This is a genomic window from Streptomyces sp. NPDC111507 (genome assembly GCF_055638955.1).
Genome location: NZ_JBVKBU010000003.1, coordinates 23,305 through 43,197 on the forward strand (window position 1 = coordinate 23,305; position 19,893 = coordinate 43,197).

Below are 19,893 nucleotides of genomic sequence, written 5' to 3' on the forward strand. Positions count from 1 at the left end.
TGCCGAACGGTTCGGGTTGTTCACGCCTTTTGCTCAATTTCTTGCGGCTCAGGTCAATGCCGTTGACCGGGCCGAGCTCACTCGCCTCCGCAGGAGCTCGATGCCGAACCCGACGAGCAGGGCACGGGCAGCACCTCGGCCGTCGGGCGCGTCCCGAGTGGGTCCGGGGCGCCGCCTTCGGCCTCCTCCGGCGGAGGTTGAGGTGAACGCCACAGGCCCCCGCACAACTGTGCCCACCCGCACACGCAGCCGGCGCGCCTTTCCTCCAGGCGCGCCGTGAGGAGTCGGCCGGATACGCGGGGAGCCCGCCCGACGCATCGTCGGGCGGGCTCCCCACCGCTCACGCCTGCATCGTGACCAGCTTCTGACCGTTGCCTGCGACGATCTCAAAGTGCTCGATGGCTCCCGGAGACATGGCAACCGCTCCTGGGATCGTGGTGCCGGGAGGGTACTCGCCCGCCCGCCAGGTAGCGCCGTCCGCCCTGACCCCGCCGGGCCCGACCGCCTGCAGCCGGCAGGTGATTCCGGCAGGCGCTCCCCTGGCGGAGACCTGGAGGACACTGCCCCAGGCAGAGGGCGAGACCTTGACCGAGGCGGTGACGCCGGTGGCGGGATCACTTCCCGAGAAGGTGCGCCAGGCGGTCGGCGCGGTCGGCCCGGGCCGCGTCGCCAGACTGCCCACCGATCCGGTGGTCGCCAGCCATGTGCCGCCGGCCGCTGCCGCGATGAACGTCAGGGAGGCGGCGGCACCGGCCAGTTGCAGACGCCAGGTCCTGCGGCGCCGGGCCGCGGCCTGCTGGAGCAGCCTCTCCAGCACACCCGCCTGCGGCACCGCGGACACGGTGGGCCGTACTGGCGAGGAGCCCTGAGCGCTCTGGGCCGCCCGCGCCACCAGCCGGTCGGCCAGGTCTTCGTCGGCCACCGGCGCGGTCCGGCCCGCAGCTTCGGCCGCGGTCACCGTCGCCAGCAGCGCGGGCAGTCCCGCCAGCTTGACGTGTTCCGCCTGGCACTCGGCGCATTCCGCGAGGTGGACGCGCACCTGTTCCATTTCCGCCGGGGGCAGCGTGCCCAGGACGTATCCCCCCAGCGCCTGCCGGAGGGCGTCGTGCTCCGCGCTCATGCTCATGGTCGCCACCTCCTGCATGCCACGGTCATGGCTCGATGCCCCGTTCCTGCAGCGCCAGCCGCAGGGCGTGCAGGGCGTAGTACGTCCGCGACTTCACGGTGCCCAGCGGGATGCCCAGCACCCGGGCGGCCTCCGTCATGGTCCCGCCCCGGTAGTAGGTCTCCAGCAGGACGACGCGGTGGTCCGGGGACAGTGACCGGACGGCGTCGGCCACCGCCCAGCTCTGCAGTGCCTGCTCGATCTCGTCCTCGCCCGGTGTCTGCTCGGCGGCTCGCTCCAGCGCCTCGCCGCCGACCTCGGCCGGTCTGGCCCGCCGGGCCCGGTGGGCGTCGATGACCAGGTGCCGGGCGACCGTACACAGCCATGCCCGGGCCGGGCCGCGTGCCGGGTCGAACGCGGCGGGATGCTGCCACGCCCGCAGCAGCGTCTCCTGCACGACATCCTCCGCCCATTGCCAGTCTCCTGAGGTCAGTCGCAGCACGTAGTGGAACAGGGGTCCCGCGTGCTCCGCGTACAGAGTGCGCAGCAGTTCCTCGTCTGCGGTCGAAAGGGTCCCTTTACCAGAGACACGGTGCGCGGAGTCATCCGGATCGGTCTTTTGATCACGTTTTCGGGAACTCCAGGGCATAAGTCGATCATCGCGCATATGTATCGCTTTGTCGTGTAACGCACGGCGCGGCAATGGTGACGCTCCGCGAGCGGAGCACCCGGGGGTCGACCGTTCTACGGCGATCACCAAGAAGCGTCATAAAAAGTGCATATCTACCGAACCGAGCGCCCTCGCCGCCCGTGGAGCCATACAAGAGCCGACTTTCGCGGCGCTCCTCCTCCATTCCCCACACGGCAAGGACGGATCAGAGGTGACCGAGAGACACGACGCGGCGCACTCGCCCACGGCGCCGGCCGCACTCGCCCCGCGCACACCACGACAACGGTCCTACGGAGTGTTCGACGCGTACGACGCGCCGCTCGCGGCCCCGGATGCGGAACTGCCGCCCGCCCCCTGCGACTTCACGGCACGCAAATGCGGATGCACAGCGCGGGGCATGCCGAGGCGGCCGGGCGCCACAGGGGCAGCACCAGCGCTCACGGGTTCCGTCAGGGGCACGCGGCCGCGACACGGCATCCACCACACATCACGGCGTTGCGTGGGCTCAGTCGGCACATGCCCCATCCCTGCCTTGACCAGTGAGGAACGAACACCATGCACCTGAACCTTCGTACACCAGGCCGTCGATCACGCGTCGCGGCCGGGTCGGCCGTCGCCACCGCCGTCGCGTTGGGGCTCCTCAGCGCATGCGGCCAGTCGTCGCATCCCTCGTCCACCGGAGCCGGCGCCATCAAGCCCGGTCCAGGTCAGCACCAGATAGCAGGGATGCCCGGTGCCACCGGACCGGGGAACACGGCGGGCTCCGCTCCCGGCACCTCGCCGATGCCCAGCATGAGCATGCCCATGAGTCCCCCGAGCACGGGTGCGGCTGCCGCGCCGGTGGCCGGTGACGCCGTGGCGATCAAGAACTTCGCGTTCTCCCCGGCCACGCTCAAGGTCAAGGTGGGCACGACGGTGACCTGGACCAATCAGGACACCGATGCCCACACGGTCACCAGCGCGGGATCGGGCGGCCCGCTGCGTTCGGCAGCCCTGAACACCCACGCGACCTACAGCTACACGTTCACCAAGCCCGGCACCTACTCCTACCTCTGCACCATCCATCCGTTCATGACCGCCACCGTGGAGGTGACCCGATGACCGGCTACTACGACCGTCCCAACAGCGCATCGGCCGACGATGCCGAGCAGCCCGCCACGGAGCACGGCATGTCCCGACGCCAACTCATCCGCCACGCGGGGTGGTTCGGCGGCGCCGTGGTGCTGACCGTGGCCAGTGGAGAGGTGATCAGCCACATCGCCGACTCCCGGGAACCCGACTCCATGACCGCCGCCGGCGCCACCGCGGCGGCGAACAGCTCGCTGCGGTTCGTGCAGGTCTCCGACAGCCATATCGGGTTCCATGGCCCGGCGAACACGGACGTGGTCGGCTCATTCACCGAAGCGATCAATCAGGTCAACTCGCTCGGATTCAGGCCTGACTTCGTCATGCACAGCGGCGACCTGACCCACCTGTCCACGGCCGGCCAGTTCGACCAGGTCAAGCAGATGCTGACCGGTATGCAGACAGACCGTGTCTTCACCGTACCGGGCGAGCACGACTCCATCGGCGACGCGGGCCGCGCCTACCGGAAGACCTTCGGCATGGGCACGCTCGGCGATGGCTGGTACAGCTTCGACACCCACGGCGTGCACTTCATCGCCCTGGTCAACACCCTGAGCCTGGAGAAGCTCGGCCATCTCGGCAACGACCAGATCGACTTCGTCCGCAAGGACATCGCCGGACTGTCGTCGGACACCCCCATCGTGGTCTTCAGCCACATCCCGCTGTTCGCCATGTACCCGAAGTGGGGCTGGAGCACCGATGACGCCCTCAAGGTCATCGCCCTGCTGCGCCGCTTCTCCTCCGTCACCTGTCTCAACGGGCACGTCCACCAGCTGTTCACCAAGACAGACGGCAACATCACCTTCCACTCCGCCACCACCACCGCCTACCCCCTGCCCAAACCGGGCCGTGCCCCCGCCCCCACTCCGCAGGTCGTCCCCGCCCGGCAGCTCAAGGACGCACTCGGCATCCGCACCGTCGGCTACCGCCAGGGCGACCGCGAGCTGGCCATCAAGGATCAGAGACTGGCATGAACGCCCAAAGACTCCTCGCCCCCACCCTGCGATCGGCGAGCGCCGTCACCCTCGCCGCCGGCGGATACATACACGCCCAGCTCTACCTCGACGAGTACCGCTTCATCCACATCATCGGCCCCCTGTTCCTGCTCCAGGCGAGCGCCTCCTTCGCCCTCGCCGTCCTGCTGCTGATGGGCACACCACCCCTGCTCCTGAGGGCCGCCGCGGCCGGCGTCACGCTCGGCGCCCTCGCCGGTTTCACCGCCTCACGCACGGTCGGCGTCTTCGGATTCACCGAACACGGCCTGCAGCCCGCCCCACAGGCCCTCCTCAGCCTCCTCACCGAAATCGGCACACTGCTGCTCCTCGCGGTCTGGCAGGTGACCGTGACGAGACAACACCGCGCTGCCCGCACACCCGTCAGGACATCCGTCCGAGAGCGGGCCACCAACTGAACCACCACGGCCAAGCCGCTCGGGATGGCCCAGAACCAAGGAGTATCCCCATGTACCTGGAACCGCGCCCAGGAACCGCCGGGCCGAGCCCGCACCTGCGCGAACTGAAGGACGCCGTGCGCGCCCTGCTCGGCCTGGACAACGACACCGCCGTCATCATCCGCGAACTCACCCGCAGCGAACCCGGCCGCCCACCGCGGGAGACCGTCGTCGCCGTGGTGCCGATGGACGGCGAGGCCCACCGCTGGACACTCCACCGCCCCGCCGACCAGATCACCGAGAACGACCTGAGGGCCACCCTGCTCCCCCACCGACCGAGCTGACCCGAACAACCGATCTGCGGAAGCCCGTCCGCCCGACCAGGGCGCCGCCGGCCTCGGTGAAGGTGTCGAGCAGCGTGAACGCCTCCTCCTCGGTGTTCTCGCCGCCGAAGTACATTCGTGTCGACCGCCGGCTCGGACACGGCGAGACCGGAGTTGCCGAGGCTGCGGTACTGCATGGCTTTCCCAGCCTTTCTGTTGCGAGTGAGGGTCGGTCCGAGCGACGGGCTGAGGAGTTCGGCCGGGGTCCCGCAGTCCCGCGGTCCCGTAGTCCCGTGGTCCCTTGGTCCCGTGGTCAGAACCAGGAAGGCCCGACGTTGGTGTACGGCGTCTGCAGCGCTGCCGCTTCCTCGTCCGAGAGCTGAAAAGCGAGCGCGTCCACGGCCTGCTGGAGGTGGTGCGGCTTGGTGGCTCCGACGATGGGCGCCGAGACCAGCGGGTTGCGCAGCACCCAGGCGAGAGCGATCTGGGCCATGGGGACGCCGCAGGCTTCGGCGAGCTGCCGCACGGCGTGGATGACCGGCTCGTCGTACTCACTGTCGAAGGCCTGCACGACGTGGTCGGTGGAGGAGCGGGTGCTCTGCTCACCGACGGGGCGCGCGAGGCGGCCCTTGCCGTTCGGGGAGTAGGGCACCAGCCCCACGCCCATGTCGCCGCACATGGCCATGAGTTCCGGCTCGTCCTGGCGGCGCAGGAGGTTGTACTGGTTCTGCATGGACACGAAGCGGGTCCAACCGCCGAGGGCGGCGGCGTGCTGGAGCTTGGCGAACTGCCAGGCGTACATCGACGATGCGCCGAGGTAGCGGACCTTTCCGGCCTTGACGATGTCGTGCAGTGCTTCCATCGTCTCCTCGACCGGTACGTCGTCGTCGAAGCGGTGGATCTGGTAGAGGTCGATGTAGTCGGTGCCCAGCCGGGTCAGGGAGGCGTGCGCACCCTCGACTATCCGGGCAGCGAGCTCCTGGAGGAGGGGTGGCTTGAGAACTTCGAGAACACCGCCAGGTCGCGCAGTTGCTCGATGAGCAGGTCCTCGGTGGCGGTGTCGATGTCCTCCGCTTCCTTGATCGCGGCGCGGACGGCCTCGATCACTCCGGTGTAAACGAGATCGAGCGCGCTGAGGTGGGCGATCGCATCGGCGCGGCCGATGGAGTAGTCATCCCAGGTACGGTCGGTGACCAGGGCTCCCGGTGTTCCCAGCGCGACACCGCCGAGCGCGGCGATGCGCTCCGCGACGTCGTCGGCCATGTCCCGGACCCGCTCCACCTGCGGGTCGATCATCTCGTGGACGGCGATGAAGTGCGGCCCCACCACGTTCCAGTGCAGGTGCTTGAGCGTCAGGTGCAGATCGTTGAGCGCGTGCAGGCGAAGCCGGAGCACACCGATCAGCGAGACCTTCTCCTCGATCATGCGGGACTGGTTCCCCATGGCCGTGCATCTGCTGCCCGGCGCCTCGCGCTCGATGCCGGGCACCGTGTACTTCGGGGTGAGATCCCGTGCCGGAAGGCTACGAACCTGTAAGGCCGGCTCAAGGTGCTGCGATAGCCGTGTGCCAGGCAGCCCTGCCTTCGACCGCATCGTCGAGTACTTCGCCTGCCTCGCCCAGGTCCAGGAACGCCTCACCAAACAGGTCGCCGACTGGCTCCAGTCCCACCTCGAACCCAAGGGCGTCGGCGTGGTCATGGAAGCCGAGCACTCCTGCATGACCCTGCGCGGCGTCCAGGCAACCGGCTCCACCACCATGACCTCGGCCCTGCTCGGCGTGCTCCGCTCCGACGCCCGCTCCCGCGGCGAATTCCTCGCCCTCACCTCCACCACATCCTGACCCGCCGGCACCACATGCCGGCACGCCACACCGCTTCTCTCCCCCAGCCCGTCGGCGCCGCGGTCACCGGACAGCCCAACCGCCGGCGCGGCGCGGACATCCGTGGATGGGGCGGTCGTTCTCCGGCGGGAGACGCTCGACGTGGCGCCGGCAAAACCCTTGCTCGGTCGAGGTCGGCGCGGACGCCGCCCGCGACACCGCCGGCCGGTGGCGGCGTCCCGCGCGCTCGCGCCGTCCCCACCCCCGCCGACGTCCCGGACACCACGGCATCCGCCTGATCGCTACCGGATCCCGGGCTTCATCCGTGCGTGTGCAACGACTTGCCCGCGAGAGCGAGGAACGCCTCCCCCAATGCCTCGTTCTGGCTCGGATGCGCGTGCACGAGGGGGGCGACATCACCTGGACGAGCCTCCCAGGCGACCACGAGCTGAGCCTCCGCGATGAGTTCGCCCACCCTCGCACCGACCATGTGGGCCCCCACTACCGGACCGTCCTTGTCACGAACCAATTTCACGAAGCCGGACGTACCGATGATCTGGCTCTTGCCGTTGCCGGCCAGGTTGTACTCGACGCTCTCCACCCCGTCGGCACCGAACTTCTCCTTGGCCTGCGCTTCCGTGAGGCCGACAGACGCGACCTCCGGGTCGCAGTAGATGACGCGGGGGATGTAGCTGTCGGCGACCGGTGCCGGGGCAAGACCTGCGACCTCCTCCGCGACGAAAATGCCGTGCTGGAAACCACGATGCGCGAGCTGGAGCCCATCGACGATGTCCCCGACGGCGAAGACTCCGGGTACCTGGGTGCGGAGGCAGTCGTCGACCTGGACGAATCCACGATCCAACGTCACACCGACCTCCTCGAAGCCCATGCCGGTCGTGCGGGGTCCGCGCCCAACCGCGACAAGCAGGATCTCGGCCTCAAGCCGGTCACCCGCCTCGATACTGACCGACACCCGGCTCGCGTTCTGCTCGACGCTGTCGACCCGAACTCCGGTACGCACGGTGACTCCGCGCCGCCGAAAGGCACGTTCCAGGGTCTTGCCACAGGACCGGTCTTCGTTCGGGACCAGGCTCGGCAGTGCCTCGACGATGGTGACGTCGACTCCGAAGGACCGCCACAGGCTTGCGAACTCGACACCGATGACGCCGCCGCCCAGGATGATCGCACTGCGCGGAAGCTCCGGCAGGGAGAGCGCCTGCGTCGACGAGAGGATTCGTCCGCCGAACTCGAGTCCGGGCAGGCTGCGGGCAACGGACCCGGTGGCCAGGACCACGGCTCGCGCCGCGGAATAGGTCACCTCACCGACCTGCACTGCCGTCGGTGACACAAGGCGTCCGCGTCCCTGGATCAATGTCACGTCACGGCTGACGACGAGTCCTTGCAGCCCCTTGTACAGACGGTCGACGACATCGTCGCGATAGGCGTACAAGCTGGGCAGGTCGATGCCCTCGAAGGAGGCGCGGACGCCGATCGACGCGGCCTGTCTCGATACGTCGGCGACCTCGGCGGCGTGCAGCAGAGCCTTGGTGGGGATGCAGCCGTTGTGCAGACACGTTCCGCCGAGCTTGTCCTCTTCGACGAGGGCAACGCTGAACCCCAGTTGCGCACCGCGCAGCGCGGCCGCATAACCGCCTGATCCGCCGCCGAGGATCACGAGGTCGAAAGTGGTATCGGTCATGGTGCGTTCTCCTTGTCCTCGCGTTCGCCGGTACTCACAGCAGGATCCGGAGCGGGTGTTCGAGCACGTCCATGAGCGCCTTCATCCACTCGGCCGCGGTGGCGCCGTCCACCGACCGATGGTCGACGGCGAGGGTGAGACGCAGAACGGAGGCGACGACGACCGCGTCCTCCTCGACGACTGCCTCCTGCCGCACCGCGCCGACGGCCAGGATCGCGGCCTGTGGCGGGTTGATGATCGCGGCGAAGTCCTCGGTTCCGTACATGCCGAGGTTGGTGATCGAGATCGTGCCGCCTTCCAGTTCGTCCTGCCGCAGCCGGCGCTCCTTCGCGCGGGCGATCAGGTCCTTCGTCGCCGTGGCGACGCCGCTCATCGACAGGGAGTCCACGCCGCGGATCACCGGAGTGAGCAGACCGCCGTCGGTGGCGACGGCCACGGCGATGTCGACATCCGAGAAGTGTCGGATCGAAGTGTCGTTCCACTGCACGTTCATCGCGGGAACGCTCACGTGCGCCGAGGCGACCGCCTTGATGAGCAAGTCGTTGATCGACACCTTCACGCCCCCGCCGGCGTTGATCTGCTTCCGCAGCTCAAGCAACGCGTCGACACGTGCACCGCCGCGCAGATAGAAGTGCGGCGTGTTCTGCTTGCTCTCCGTCAGCCGGCGGGCGATGGCCCCCCGCATCCGGGTGTTGGGCACATCCACAAAGCGTGAATCGACCGCCGACGTCCCGGTACGCGGGATGTCCGCGCCGGCGCTCAGGGGCAACGCCGCCTCCGACTCCGCCCGTCTGACGACCAGTGCCTCGACGTCGGACCGCCGGATTCGTCCGCGCGGGCCGCTCCCCACCACACCGTTCAGATCGACTCCGAGCTCGCTCGCGACACGTCGCGCCAGCGGGCTGGCGAAGATGCGCTCGCTGTCTCGCGCCGCCTCGGCGGGCGCCGGAGCGACCGTGCCTGCCGGCGCCACCGACTCTTCCGGCGCCGGCGCCGAGGGCGTGGAAGCCGCCAACGCCGTCACTTCGGTACCCAGCGAAGCCACCAGGGCGTCGACCTCGGACGCCGGCTCTTCCGGTGCGCCCCAGACCGCGATCGGTGTACCCACCGCCACGGTCGTGCCCGCTTCCACCAGGAGGCGCAGCAGTACGCCGTCGCTCTCGGCTTCCACGTCGACCGCGGCTTTCTCGGTCTCCACGGTGACGATCGTGTCGCCGGCCGCATACGGAGTGTTCAGGCCGACGTTCCAGGATTCCAGGATCGCCTCTGTGGTGTTGGCGGCGACCTCGGGCATGCGCAGAATCTCAGCCATTGTTCTGCCCCTGCGAGATCTCGAGGAGCTTGGCGACGATTTCCTCCGTGGAAGCGAACGCGGCACGCTCCAGTACCTTGCTGATGCTCGGCGACGCCTCGCCGCCCGTCACGCGCTCGATCGGGGCGTCGAGCCAGTCGAACAGCCGGCGCTGGATCTCGTCCGCGAGCCAGCCACCGTAGGAGGTGCCGAGGGCGCCCTGCTCGGCGATGAGCACGTTGTTGGTCTTCATCACCGATTGGGTGATGGTGTCCCAGTCCAGGCTGGCCCGGTCCAGCCAGCGCAGGTCGATGACTTCGGCGTCCACTCCTGTCTCTTCGACGGCGGCCAGAACGGCCTGTGTCGTCGACAGATACGTGAGGATGGTCAGGGCCGCGCCCGTACGGCGTACGGCGGCCTTGCCGACCGGGAGGTAGTGGTCGTAGTTCTCCGGCAGTCCGGGGCCGGTGGAGTTGTACAGATCCACGTGCTCGAGGACCACGACCGGGTCATCGCAGGCCAGGGCGGTGTTCATCAGGCCGACGTAGTCGAACGGGGTCGACGGAGCGACTATTCGCCAGCCCGGTGCCGTCGCGAAGATGCCGGCCGGGTCCATCGAGTGCTGGGATCCGTAGCCGGTACCGGTGGCGACCTTGCTGCGCAGCACGAACGGCACCTTGCCCTCACCTCCGAACATGTGGCGGGCTTTCCCGATCTGGTTGAAGAGTTGGTCTGCCGCCACCCACATGAAGTCGGCGTACATGAACTCGACGATCGGGTGGAACCGGCCGTCCAGGGCCAGTCCGCCGCCGAGGCCGGCGAACGCGTTCTCCGAGATCGGGGTTCCGATCACGCGGTCGGGGAACTGTTCGCTCAGGCCGCGGGTGGCGCCATTGGTGCCGCCGTTGAGCCGGTGCACGTCCTCCCCCATCACCACGACACGAGGATCGGTCTCCAGACGGCGTCCCATCACGCCGGCGACGGCGCCGATGAACTTGACGTCGGTCATGCCGTCAGCGAAGTCCTCGGCGTCGGTGAACTCGATCTGGGCCAGCTCCGACAGGTCGCCCCGGACACCTTCGTCGACGAATGCCGGGTCCGGCCACTCCGAGGGCCGGATGCGTCGCTCACCTGGCTTGCCGCCCTGCCGAGGTTCCAGCAGGACGTCGCCGAGTTCGGACATCAGAGCCTTGGCACGCTTGATCGTTTCCGCAACCGCCCTCTTGCTGAGGATTCTGCGTCGCACCAGGTGTTCCACCATGGTGTCGATCGGGTCGCGGGCGCGCCACTGCGCTTCCTCTTCCTTGGTGCGATACCGGAACGCCGAGCCGGGAAAGGGGCCGTTCTGGTGGAAGTAGCGGTACACATCGGCTTCGATCATCGTCGGACCGTCGCCGTCGCGCATATGGGCGAGGGCCTGCTGCGTCACGAGGTACACGGCCAGCGGATCCATGCCGTCGACCTTCCAGCTCCGGATGCCGAAGCCGGGGCCGCGGCCGGACAGCCGTGGCTCGGCAGTGACTTCGGAGACGTGGGTGGAGACGGCGTAGAGGTTGTTCTCGACGAAGAAGCACAAGGGCAGTGACCACGCCGCCGCGAGGTTGAAGGTCTCCAGCGTGGATCCGATGTTGATCGCGCCGTCGCCGAAGAACGTGAAGGTCACCGCATCAGTGCCGTCCTTCTTGTGGGCCCACGCGGATCCGGCCGCGAGCGGTACCCCGCCACCGACGATCGCGTTCGTCCCGATGGCGCCGGCCTCGTGCCACTTCAGGTGCATGCTGCCGCCTCGACCGTGGCTGAAGCCCTGGTCCAGTCCGCAGATTTCGCGCAGGCTACGCAGGAGCACGGCCCGCACGTCCTCAGGGAACGGCTTCGTGGGATCCAGGCCTTTCGGGTACAGATGGGCGAGCACCTTGGCGAGGAACTGGTGATGGCCACGATGTGACCCGTTCACGGTGTCCTGCGAGGTCAGGGCGAAGCACGCACCGACCGCGCCGCCCTCCTGGCCGATGCTGGAGTGCGCGGGGCCGTGGATGAGCCCGTCCGCGGCAAGCTCCAGGACGTACTCCTCGAAGGTCCGGATCAGCACCAGCTGACTGAACATGCCCGTCAGCAGGTCGGGAGCCGCGGCGTCCCAGTCGTCCTGGGTGACGACGAACTCCGACCACGCGGCCTTCGCTTCGAGTGTGTGTTCCGCAGGCATCGGGAGCCCCCTTCAATCGACTGGAATGCCCTCGACCCTGTCACACAGTTGGATCCAATCACAAGACCATGCTCGACTTTTGGTGCGACAGACGCCACCATGGGGTTTGTTTGTATCCAAAGGAGGAAGACCATGCCTCTACCCGGCCTCATGCGCCTGGATCACATCGGATTCACGGTGCCGGACCTCGACCAGGCGCACACGTGGCTCGTGGACGTCCTGGGTTGTGAGTACCTGTACTCGCTCGGCCCGTTCAGCTCGGCAGACGACTGGATGCCGGAGCACCTGAACGTGGACGCGCGCGCAGTCATGCGTCAACTGCGCTTCTACCGGTGCGGCGAGCAGGCCGTGTTCGAGGTCTTCGAATACCGAGCGGAGGTGCAGCAGAAGGCCGTCCCGCGCAACAGTGATGTCGGCGGTCACCATGTCGCGCTGTACGTCGAAGACCTGGACGAAGCCGTGTCGTTCCTGAGGGCGAGGAACGTTCCCGTGCTGGGCGACCCGACCGTCAGCTCCGGGCCGTCGGCGGGGCAGCGGTGGGTCTACTTCCTCTCGCCGTGGGGGATGCAGTTCGAGCTGGTGTCTTATCCTGGCGGCAAGGCCTTCGACCACGACCCGTCAAAGTTCAGAGGTGACCGCTCTTGAGTCCTGAGCAGGCTCGCGATCCCCGCGGGTCGGACAGTGTCAGCAGTCAGCGCATCGCCGGCACCCTCCGCCAGGAGATCCTCGCCGGCGAGCTGACTCCCGGCACTTGGCTGCGCCAGGATGAACTCGCGGAGCGCCTCGGCACGAGCCGGATCCCGGTCCGCGAAGCGCTGCGGATCCTGGAGTCCGAGGGTCTCGCCGAGTCGTTCCCCAATCGAGGGTCGCGGGTTCCCGTGCTCAGCCTCGAGGACGTGAACACGTACTACCGGATGCGCGAGCGACTCGAACCGCTGACCCTGGCCGAGAGTCTTCCCCATCTCACCGATCACCACCTCGCCCGCCTGGAACATATCCAGGACGAGATCGAGAACCAGAGCGACGTCAATCGGTTCCTGCTTCTGGATCGCGACTTCCACATGGTGACCTACGCGGGTTGCCCCAGCGACCACCTGCTGGCCATGACAGAGCGGCTCTGGAACTCCACCCAGCACTATCGCCGTGCGTTCATGGTGCTCACGGACCCTGACCGGGCCACGATCGTCAACGCCGAACACCGCCTGATCCTCGATGCCGTGCGGCGCCGTGATCCTGAGGACGGTGAGCGATACCTCACGGGGCACATCCGCCGCACGAGGGTCGAACTCACGGCCCACTCCGAACTCTTCGCCGCAAAGCGGTGACGCGGGGCGGACTCCTGCAACGGCGTCCGCGCCAGGACCGGCCGTCTCAATCTCCTTCCTGAACCCCCGCTCGAGCATGCCGGACCAGGCGCACGCGGAGCGCCCCGTGGTGCGCGGCGCGCGAACGAGCGTCCCCTTCGGCCGTCGTCCCCGAGAACTACGAATCGCGGAGCCGACGACGCCTCACAGCCGAGCAGCCGGCCCCCTCCCATGGCCGTCCCTCCCCTGCGCATCCGAGTCACGCAGCCTGCTCCTTCAGCGCATCGCGAACTGTTCTCAGCTGGACACGCACACCATACATGTATCCAACTAGAGGCAGGAGGAGGCGATCCGCCTCGCATTTTCCCTAGCACGCCATTTCCATGGACCTTACGATGGATCCAATCAATGCTCATGGAAAGCCACCCCACACCACGAGGAGAGCTCCGTGCCCATCGCTACCGTCAACCCCGCTACCGGTGAGCTCATCGAAGAGTTCGCTTCACTCACGAAGGAAGAGGTCGATCAGCGGCTGGCGCGAGCAGAGGCTGCGGTCGCGCTGCTGCAGGCCACCGACTTCGACACTCGCGCCCGGTGGATGCGAGCAGCCGCAGCCCTGGTCGAGGCCGAGGCAGCCGACACGGCGCGAAGGCTCACGATCGAGATGGGCAAGCCGATCACGCAGGCCCGCGGAGAGGTCCTCAAGTGCGCGCAAGCGATGCGGTTCTACGCCGACAACGCCGAAAGCCTGTTGGCCGACCAGCCACTCGCTGACCCGAGCACGGTCACAGCCTCGGCTGCCTACACGTCCTACGAGCCCCTCGGCGTCGTCCTCGCCGTGATGCCGTGGAACTATCCCATGTGGCAGGTGATCCGGTTCGCCGCGCCTGCGCTGATGGCCGGCAACGTCGGCCTGCTCAAGCATGCCTCGAACGTGCCGCAGTCCGCGATGTATCTCGACACGCTCTTCGAGCGAGCGGGCTTCCCCTCCGGGTCGTTCCAGACGCTCCTCATCGGAGCAGCCGACGTCGAAGCAGTCCTCCGCGACCGACGCGTCGCCGCCGCGACGCTGACCGGTTCGGAGCCGGCCGGCCGGTCGGTCGCCGCCGTCGCCGGCTCCGAGGTGAAGAAGGTCGTGCTGGAGCTCGGTGGGTCCGACCCGTTCATCGTGCTGCCCTCCGCCGATGTCGGCGCGGCCGCCCACACCGCCGTGACCGCTCGTACGATCAACAACGGTCAGTCCTGCATCGCGGCCAAGCGGTTCCTCGTCCACACGGAGGTGTACGAGGAGTTCGTCGAGGCCTTCGTCGCGGGCACGAAGGCACTGACCGTCGGCGACCCGCTCGACGAGGACACCGAGATCGGGCCGATCGCGACGGAGTCCGGCCGGCGCGAGCTCGTCGGCCTAGTCGACGACGCCGTCGCGAAGGGCGCCGTCCTGCGGTGCGGTGGGTCGGCGGTCGGGACTGAGGGGTGGTTCTTCGAGCCGGCTGTGCTGGAGGAGGTCACCCGCGAGATGCGCGTGTACCGGGAGGAGGCCTTCGGCCCGCTGGCAGTGGTCCACCGGGTCGACGACATCGAGCAGGCCGTGCAGCTCGCCAACGACTCGTCCTTCGGCCTGAGCTCGTCGGTGTGGACCACCGACCCGGACGAGGAGCGCTTCCTGGTCAGCCGACTCGCGGCCGGTGCCGTGTTCGTCAACGGTATGACCGTCTCCTACCCCCAGCTGCCCTTCGGCGGCATCAAGGACTCCGGTATCGGCCGCGAACTCGCAGCGGAAGGCATCCGAGAGTTCTGCAACCTCAAGACGGTCTGGAAGAGTTGACGGGAACCCTCGGTTTCCTCGAACCGGGCGCTAGGGGCCCAGGCATTGCCCGCAGGCTCCTTGCCCGGTCACGACGTCATCGGCCGTCGGCTCAGCGGGGTGGCAGGGACGCGTGACTCACGCCCCTCGGTGCCGCGGAGGTGTCCGGGTCGGCCGTCAATGGCCTCGGTCGGGCCGTTGGACGTGCCGGGTCGGTCGAAGTGGGCCAGCATGTGAGCGGCGCGTTGTTTCAGCGTTCCGTCGAGTCGGCTTAGCTCGGGTAGTCACGATTCGCTGGTAGGTGCCCCAGGTCGCCTCGACCGTAGCGTGCTCATCAGCAGTGAATACGTCGGCGAGTCGGGCGTGTTGGCGGCCCATGAGCAGGCCGACGCCTTCTTGAAGCCCGTGAAGCCGTCCATGGCCACGATTTTGGTCCCGTCACGGAACCCTGGAGTCTGGGCCGTAGTTCCTCTCGGTCGTCGACAACCGCAGGAACGGCACCAGTTGCCTCGGGCCGCAACCGGCGGTCTTCGGGGGAACGGTGATCGTCGGTGGCGATTGGCTTGTCAGGCACGGTCGTGGAGAGTGACTTGGTAGCCGTCGGGGTCGGCGGAATGTCCGGCCGAAGGGGCCGCCAATCGGTGCGGAGACGATGGTGTGACCGTCGGCGACGAGAGCATCGTGGATGGCCCGGACGTCGGTGACGTGGAGCCAGATCGCGGCACCGATGCCGGGCTGAGCAACAGATGCGAGATCGGTGCCGGGAACAACGTCGCGCAGTGCGAACGCGATCGGCTTCGTCTCCAAGACGAGGGCGTGCGCTCAAAACGGCGTCGGCGTCTACCTGGACAAATCACTGGGCTACCTGCTGAAAGAGGCTTCGAGCGCCGTGCGCGCAGTCATGGAGGAGGTGCTGCGACCTCCGAACTCGCGCGTGGCGCATTCGTGACACGGCAGTCGATGAACGTGCTGCTCCAGGCACTGGAGCAGCAGGGCTACGTGACCAGGCCTCGTCGGGAAGGTTCTTTCCGCGCGGCTCACGCCGCGCGGCCGACGGAGCCTGGAAAAGGCGACCGTAGCGGTCCGGTCCGTCGAGGTCAGAATGCCTGCTGGCATGACCGGGACCGAGCAGTCAGCCGCGTTCAGAATCCTGTAGAGGATGATTCGTTCCCTGCGCGATGGCAACGATGGGCCCTCAATCCACGCGACCTCGCCCTTGCGGACGAGGTCGCGGTAAGCGTTCCGGCCGGCGTGAGCAGAGTTCAGCGTCCGAAGAGCTCGGCGAAACGTGGCAGCGACGCGTCGAAGGCGTCGTCGTACGACATCGATGCGAACTCGTAGACGGAACGACGGCCAGGGGCACCTGCGCCGGCCGCCCTCAATGCCTTGTCGAGCCACTCCCGGGCGACCACACCGGCTCGGCCTGCCTCGACCACGGCTTGCACGAGACCGACCTCGCGGGCCCTCTCGGCGGTGAACGGCTCGCCGGAACCTATGTTTTCCATCGCCAGGCGCGGCCCGATCCTATGAATGATGGGCACTTGCGCGATCATCGGCCACATCCCGGCGCTGACCTCCATCGTGCCGATTCGCGCGCTGTCCACCGCGACGGCGAAGTCGCAGGCCGCGACGAACGAGGCGCCCCCAGCAAGCGCGTCGCCGTTGACGGCAGCCGCGACGGACAAACCCAGACGAGGAAAGATCCGGAGGGTCTCCATCAATGCCCTGCCGAACAGGACTGGGTCCGCACCGGCTTTGATGGCAGCGATGTCGAGACCGCCGCAGAAGGTCTCACCTGCGCCGGTGAGCAGGACGGCGCGGATGTCCGGGTTGTCGTCACACTCCCGCAGCCGGGTGCGGATGTCGGTGAGGATGCCTGGGTTGAGCAGGTTCCGCTCGCCATTTCGAATGGTCAATATGCTGATGGCACCGGCTATTTCTTGCTCTACGGCGCCGCTCCAGACGCTGTCCACGCCATTCATCATCCGAGTCCTCTCATTGCGTTGCGGTCCATTTGTCGATAGCGGCGCGTCACAGTCGCGTCCGCGCCCAGGTGTCAGAGGACTCGGAGGATGTCTTCGACGCGGTCCTTGGCGTCGCCGAAGAGCATGGCGGAGTTCTCGCGGTAGAAGAGCGGGTTCTGGACGCCGGCGTAGCCGGAGGCCATGGAGCGTTTGAAGACGATCACGTTCTCGGCGTTCCAGACCTGCAGGACGGGCATACCGGCGATGGGCGACTCCGGGTCCTCGGCGGCGGCGGGATTGACGGTGTCGTTGGCGCCTATGACGAGGACGACGGTGGTGTCGTCGAAGTCGCCGTTGATCTCGTCCATCTCCAGCACGATGTCGTAGGGGACCTTGGCCTCGGCGAGCAGGACGTTCATGTGGCCCGGCAGCCGACCCGCGACCGGGTGGATGCCGAAGCGCACGTCGACGTTCCGGTCCCTGAGTTTGCGGGTCAGCTCGGCGACGCCGTACTGGGCCTGGGCCACGGCCATGCCGTAGCCGGGGGTGATGATCACCGAGTCGGCCGACCCGAGGAGCTCAGCGACCCCCTCGGCAGTGATCTCGCGGTGCTCGCCGTAGTCCTTGTCGTCGGCCGGGCCGGCCTCGATGCCGAATCCGCCGGCGATCACGGATATGAAGGACCGGTTCATCGCCTTGCACATGACGGAGGACAGGTAGGCACCCGAGGAGCCGACCAGGGCGCCTGTGATGATCAGCAGGTCGTTCTCCAGCAGGAATCCCGATGCCGCGGCTGCCCAGCCGGAGTAGGAGTTGAGCATCGAGACCACGACCGGCATGTCACCGCCGCCGATCGAGGCGACCAGGTGCCAGCCCAGGGCCAGCGCGACGATCGTGACCGCTATCAGCAGCCACAGCGCCGGGTCGATCACGAACCACGTGGTCAGCACCGCGAACGCGGCCAGGGCACCGAGGTTGAGGTAGTTCTTGCCGGGCAGCATCAGCGGGGACGACTTGATACGTGCCGAGAGCTTGAGGAACGCCACGATCGAGCCGGTGAAGGTGACCGCACCGATGAACAGACCGATGAACACCTCGGCGGAATGGATCCCGAGCAGTTCCTGAGCCTCCAGCACCTTGGCCTCGACACTGACCGGACCGCCCAGGGTGGCCTCGACGTGCAGGTAGCCGTTCCAGCCCACCAGCACCGCGGCCAGTCCCACGAAGGAGTGCAGCAAGGCGATCAGCTCGGGCATCCCGGTCATCTCCACGACCCGGGCCCGCCACAGCCCTATCGCGGCACCGATCGCCATGGCGCCGATCATCAACGCCAGACCGACTCCGGAGATGTCACGGTGGACCGCCAGCGCGATCGTCGCGGCCAAGGCCACCGCCATGCCGGCGATGCCGAACGTCTTGCCGGCCTTGGCGGTCTCGTGATGGGACAGTCCGGCCAGCGCCAGGATGAACAGCAGGGCCGCGACGATGTAGGCACCCGCCGCGGCGGCCTCGACAGTCATCAGATCAGACATGGCAGGGCCCTTCAGCTTCTCGAGAACATGGAGAGCATCCGGCGGGTCACCGAGAAGCCACCGAAGACATTGACCGAGGCCAGCAGGATCGCGATCGTCGACAGCACCGTGACCACATCGCCGTTCGCGGAATCACCGTGCCCGATCTGCATCACGGCGCCGACCACGATGATCCCCGAGATCGCGTTGGTCACGCTCATCAGCGGCGTGTGCAGGGCGTGGTGCACGTGCCCGATCACGTAGTAGCCGATCACGATCGCCAGCGCGAACACCGTCAAGTGTCCCAGCAGCATCGCCGGGGACAGGGCCGCGATCAGGAACAGCACCGTGGCGCCGGCCCCGACCGCGGCGAACCGCCGCTGGGGCGACACCGTCCTCGCCCGTGGCTCGACCGGCTTCACCCCGGAGGGTGCGGAGACGGAAGCGGCTGCTCGAGCGGCGGACACCTGGACCGGCGGCGGCGGCCAGGTCGACTCGCCGTCGCGGACCACGGTCATCGACCGCTGCACCACGTCGTCGAAGTCCAGTACCAGCAGGCCGTCCTTGTCCGGGGTCATCAGCTTGATCAGGTTGACCAGGTTGGTGCCGTACAGCTGGGACGCCTGGGCGGGCAACCGACCGGGCAGATCGGTGTAGCCGATGATCGCCACGCCGTTGGCCGTGACCACCGCCTCGTCCCGGACCATGCCCTCGACGTTGCCGCCGCTCGCGGCGGCCATGTCCACGATCACGCTGCCGGACCTCATCGACGCCACCATGTCCGCGGTGATCAGCGTCGGCGCCGGCCGGCCCGGGATCTGCGCCGTCGTGATCACGATGTCCATCTCGGCGATCCGGTCCGTGTACAGCTGGGCCGCGCGGGTGTTGTAGTCCTGCGACATCTCCTTGGCATAGCCCGTCGCCGACACCTCCAGTTCGCCGGCATCCTCAGGCTCGACCGAGAGGTACTCGCCGCCCAGCGACCTGACCTGGTCGGCGACCTCCGGCCGCGGGTCAGTGGCGTACACGACGGCACCCAGGCTTCCCGCCGCGCCGATCGCGGCCAGACCGGCCACGCCCGCACCGCAGACGAGGACCTTGGCCGGTGGCACCTTGCCCGCCGCCGTCACCTGACCGGTGAAGAACCGGCCGAAGACATGAGCCGCCTCGACCACCGCCCGGTAGCCCGCGATGTTCGCCATCGAGGACAACACGTCCAATGACTGCGCCCGCGAGATACGCGGCACCGCATCCATCGCCAACGCCGTGATCGGCCGCATCGCCAGGTCTTCGACCAACGCGGGGTTCAACGCCGGGTTCATGATGCCGACGACCGTCGCACCCGGCTTCAACCCGTCCAACTGCTCCGGCGAGAGGGCGTTCACCCCGAGCACGACGTCCGCTGCCAGCGGGTCACCCATCCTCGCACCGGCCTCGGCGTACGCCTCGTCCGGGAGTCTCGACAACTCACCGGCACCCGGCTCCACCACGACGTCGTACCCCAGCTTCACCAGCTGGACCACCGTGGCAGGAGTCGCGGCAACGCGCGTCTCACCGCGGCGGGCTTCGCTCACGATTCCGATCAACATTCCCACAACTCCCGGCTGTCGATGTTGCAGAGCACTCGGCGGATCCTCAGGTACGCAAAGCAGGAGCGCCGTCCAAGGCAAGTGCGGGCCTTGGAC

General features: G+C 67.9%; 18 protein-coding genes and 3 pseudogenes. 9 read left to right on the top strand and 12 right to left on the bottom strand.

The features are described from left to right. Positions 1–340: 340 nt before the first annotated feature. Together ACZ7M2_RS12870 and ACZ7M2_RS12875 are read right to left on the bottom strand one after the other, a co-directional pair. The gene (locus ACZ7M2_RS12870) at positions 341–1,126 is read right to left on the bottom strand and encodes a zf-HC2 domain-containing protein (protein WP_471595262.1); all 786 of its coding nucleotides are present in this window, start codon (positions 1,124–1,126) and stop codon (positions 341–343) included. 25 nt (positions 1,127–1,151) lie between these two features. After that, complete coding sequence (locus tag ACZ7M2_RS12875; protein ID WP_471595263.1) at positions 1,152–1,754, bottom strand: sigma-70 family RNA polymerase sigma factor; 603 nt, start codon at positions 1,752–1,754, stop codon at positions 1,152–1,154. Between the two features lie 825 nt (positions 1,755–2,579). Between ACZ7M2_RS12875 and ACZ7M2_RS12880 the strand changes: the two genes are divergently transcribed. Genes ACZ7M2_RS12880 through ACZ7M2_RS12895 form a run of 4 tightly spaced genes read left to right on the top strand, consistent with a single transcriptional unit; the run spans position 2,580 to position 4,634 of the window. After that, entirely contained in the window at positions 2,580–2,876 is a 297-nt protein-coding gene (locus tag ACZ7M2_RS12880) for a cupredoxin domain-containing protein (RefSeq protein ID WP_060897465.1), read from the top strand. Further along, on the top strand, positions 2,873–3,874 hold the full coding sequence (locus ACZ7M2_RS12885; protein WP_471595264.1) for a metallophosphoesterase family protein: 1,002 nt from the start codon (positions 2,873–2,875) through the stop codon (positions 3,872–3,874). The genes ACZ7M2_RS12880 and ACZ7M2_RS12885 overlap by 4 nt, the downstream gene beginning before the upstream one ends. Continuing rightward, positions 3,871–4,311 carry a hypothetical protein gene (locus ACZ7M2_RS12890; RefSeq protein ID WP_471595265.1) on the top strand — a complete coding sequence of 147 codons (441 nt, stop codon included), beginning with the start codon at positions 3,871–3,873 and terminating at the stop codon, positions 4,309–4,311. The genes ACZ7M2_RS12885 and ACZ7M2_RS12890 overlap by 4 nt, the downstream gene beginning before the upstream one ends. A gap of 50 nt (positions 4,312–4,361) precedes the next feature. Beyond that, positions 4,362–4,634: a hypothetical protein gene (locus ACZ7M2_RS12895; RefSeq protein ID WP_328510976.1), complete on the top strand. Its 273-nt coding sequence runs from the start codon at positions 4,362–4,364 to the stop codon at positions 4,632–4,634. A gap of 292 nt (positions 4,635–4,926) precedes the next feature. Here ACZ7M2_RS12895 and ACZ7M2_RS12900 read toward each other — a convergent pair whose 3' ends face one another. Together ACZ7M2_RS12900 and ACZ7M2_RS12905 are read right to left on the bottom strand one after the other, a co-directional pair. Continuing rightward, entirely contained in the window at positions 4,927–5,577 is a 651-nt protein-coding gene (locus ACZ7M2_RS12900; RefSeq protein ID WP_471595998.1) for an aldo/keto reductase, read from the bottom strand. Further along, positions 5,574–6,056, bottom strand: coding sequence for a Dps family protein (locus ACZ7M2_RS12905; protein ID WP_471595266.1), 483 nt, complete (start codon positions 6,054–6,056; stop codon positions 5,574–5,576). The genes ACZ7M2_RS12900 and ACZ7M2_RS12905 overlap by 4 nt, the downstream gene beginning before the upstream one ends. Positions 6,057–6,090: 34 nt before the next feature. Between ACZ7M2_RS12905 and ACZ7M2_RS12910 the strand changes: the two genes are divergently transcribed. After that, positions 6,091–6,453 carry a GTP cyclohydrolase I gene (locus tag ACZ7M2_RS12910; RefSeq protein WP_471595999.1) on the top strand — a complete coding sequence of 121 codons (363 nt, stop codon included), beginning with the start codon at positions 6,091–6,093 and terminating at the stop codon, positions 6,451–6,453. Between the two features lie 298 nt (positions 6,454–6,751). Here the strand turns inward: ACZ7M2_RS12910 and lpdA are convergent, their stop codons facing one another. The 3 genes from lpdA to ACZ7M2_RS12925 are packed head-to-tail and all read right to left on the bottom strand — an operon-like array spanning position 6,752 to position 11,625. Then, the gene (gene lpdA, locus ACZ7M2_RS12915; protein WP_471595267.1) at positions 6,752–8,131 is read right to left on the bottom strand and encodes a dihydrolipoyl dehydrogenase; all 1,380 of its coding nucleotides are present in this window, start codon (positions 8,129–8,131) and stop codon (positions 6,752–6,754) included. Between the two features lie 34 nt (positions 8,132–8,165). Beyond that, a complete protein-coding gene (locus tag ACZ7M2_RS12920; protein WP_471595268.1) occupies positions 8,166–9,443 on the bottom strand; it encodes a dihydrolipoamide acetyltransferase family protein in 1,278 nt (425 codons plus the stop codon). Beyond that, entirely contained in the window at positions 9,436–11,625 is a 2,190-nt protein-coding gene (locus ACZ7M2_RS12925; RefSeq protein ID WP_471595269.1) for an alpha-ketoacid dehydrogenase subunit alpha/beta, read from the bottom strand. The genes ACZ7M2_RS12920 and ACZ7M2_RS12925 overlap by 8 nt, the downstream gene beginning before the upstream one ends. 132 nt (positions 11,626–11,757) lie before the next feature. On the opposite strand from ACZ7M2_RS12925, the gene ACZ7M2_RS12930 reads away from it, so the two are divergent. From ACZ7M2_RS12930 to ACZ7M2_RS12940, 3 genes are all read left to right on the top strand, one after another. Continuing rightward, positions 11,758–12,270, top strand: coding sequence for a VOC family protein (locus ACZ7M2_RS12930; protein ID WP_471595270.1), 513 nt, complete (start codon positions 11,758–11,760; stop codon positions 12,268–12,270). After that, positions 12,267–12,950 (top strand): GntR family transcriptional regulator, encoded by a 684-nt coding sequence (locus tag ACZ7M2_RS12935; RefSeq protein ID WP_471595271.1) that lies wholly within the window; start codon positions 12,267–12,269, stop codon positions 12,948–12,950. The genes ACZ7M2_RS12930 and ACZ7M2_RS12935 overlap by 4 nt, the downstream gene beginning before the upstream one ends. Positions 12,951–13,377: 427 nt before the next feature. Beyond that, entirely contained in the window at positions 13,378–14,754 is a 1,377-nt protein-coding gene (locus ACZ7M2_RS12940; RefSeq protein WP_471595272.1) for an NADP-dependent succinic semialdehyde dehydrogenase, read from the top strand. Positions 14,755–14,882: 128 nt separating this feature from the next. On the opposite strand, the pseudogene ACZ7M2_RS12945 reads toward ACZ7M2_RS12940, so the two are convergent. After that, a pseudogene (locus ACZ7M2_RS12945) lies at positions 14,883–15,162 on the bottom strand (ISL3 family transposase); the annotation flags it as partial. 137 nt (positions 15,163–15,299) lie between these two features. Next, positions 15,300–15,552 (bottom strand): annotated as a pseudogene (locus ACZ7M2_RS12950) (VOC family protein); the annotation flags it as partial. Between ACZ7M2_RS12950 and ACZ7M2_RS12955 the strand changes: the two are divergent. Continuing rightward, positions 15,524–15,889 (top strand): annotated as a pseudogene (locus ACZ7M2_RS12955) (MarR family winged helix-turn-helix transcriptional regulator). The pseudogenes ACZ7M2_RS12950 and ACZ7M2_RS12955 sit on opposite strands and share 29 nt — an antisense overlap. 106 nt (positions 15,890–15,995) lie before the next feature. On the opposite strand, the gene ACZ7M2_RS12960 reads toward ACZ7M2_RS12955, so the two are convergent. The 3 genes from ACZ7M2_RS12960 to ACZ7M2_RS12970 all read right to left on the bottom strand — a co-directional run bounded on the left by ACZ7M2_RS12960 (position 15,996) and on the right by ACZ7M2_RS12970 (position 19,797). Beyond that, a complete protein-coding gene (locus tag ACZ7M2_RS12960) occupies positions 15,996–16,706 on the bottom strand; it encodes an enoyl-CoA hydratase/isomerase family protein (protein WP_471595273.1) in 711 nt (236 codons plus the stop codon). Between the two features lie 83 nt (positions 16,707–16,789). After that, complete coding sequence (pntB, locus tag ACZ7M2_RS12965; protein ID WP_471596000.1) at positions 16,790–18,217, bottom strand: Re/Si-specific NAD(P)(+) transhydrogenase subunit beta; 1,428 nt, start codon at positions 18,215–18,217, stop codon at positions 16,790–16,792. Between the two features lie 23 nt (positions 18,218–18,240). Further along, on the bottom strand, positions 18,241–19,797 hold the full coding sequence (locus ACZ7M2_RS12970) for a Re/Si-specific NAD(P)(+) transhydrogenase subunit alpha (protein ID WP_471595274.1): 1,557 nt from the start codon (positions 19,795–19,797) through the stop codon (positions 18,241–18,243). Between the last annotated feature and the right edge of the window lie 96 nt (positions 19,798–19,893).

Excerpts from the sequence above, each read along its gene's own strand:
- ACZ7M2_RS12870 (WP_471595262.1), bottom strand. The coding sequence starts at position 1,126 with ATGAGCATGAGCGCGGAGCACGACGCCCTCCGGCAGGCGCTGGGGGGA.
- ACZ7M2_RS12875 (WP_471595263.1), bottom strand. The coding sequence starts at position 1,754 with ATGCCCTGGAGTTCCCGAAAACGTGATCAAAAGACCGATCCGGATGAC.
- ACZ7M2_RS12880 (WP_060897465.1), top strand. The coding sequence starts at position 2,580 with ATGAGTCCCCCGAGCACGGGTGCGGCTGCCGCGCCGGTGGCCGGTGAC.
- ACZ7M2_RS12885 (WP_471595264.1), top strand. The coding sequence starts at position 2,873 with ATGACCGGCTACTACGACCGTCCCAACAGCGCATCGGCCGACGATGCC.
- ACZ7M2_RS12890 (WP_471595265.1), top strand. The coding sequence starts at position 3,871 with ATGAACGCCCAAAGACTCCTCGCCCCCACCCTGCGATCGGCGAGCGCC.
- ACZ7M2_RS12895 (WP_328510976.1), top strand. The coding sequence starts at position 4,362 with ATGTACCTGGAACCGCGCCCAGGAACCGCCGGGCCGAGCCCGCACCTG.
- ACZ7M2_RS12905 (WP_471595266.1), bottom strand. The coding sequence starts at position 6,056 with ATGGGGAACCAGTCCCGCATGATCGAGGAGAAGGTCTCGCTGATCGGT.
- ACZ7M2_RS12910 (WP_471595999.1), top strand. The coding sequence starts at position 6,091 with ATGCCGGGCACCGTGTACTTCGGGGTGAGATCCCGTGCCGGAAGGCTA.
- lpdA (WP_471595267.1), bottom strand. The coding sequence starts at position 8,131 with ATGACCGATACCACTTTCGACCTCGTGATCCTCGGCGGCGGATCAGGC.
- ACZ7M2_RS12920 (WP_471595268.1), bottom strand. The coding sequence starts at position 9,443 with ATGGCTGAGATTCTGCGCATGCCCGAGGTCGCCGCCAACACCACAGAG.
- ACZ7M2_RS12925 (WP_471595269.1), bottom strand. The coding sequence starts at position 11,625 with ATGCCTGCGGAACACACACTCGAAGCGAAGGCCGCGTGGTCGGAGTTC.
- ACZ7M2_RS12930 (WP_471595270.1), top strand. The coding sequence starts at position 11,758 with ATGCCTCTACCCGGCCTCATGCGCCTGGATCACATCGGATTCACGGTG.
- pntB (WP_471596000.1), bottom strand. The coding sequence starts at position 18,217 with ATGACTGTCGAGGCCGCCGCGGCGGGTGCCTACATCGTCGCGGCCCTG.
- ACZ7M2_RS12970 (WP_471595274.1), bottom strand. The coding sequence starts at position 19,797 with ATGTTGATCGGAATCGTGAGCGAAGCCCGCCGCGGTGAGACGCGCGTT.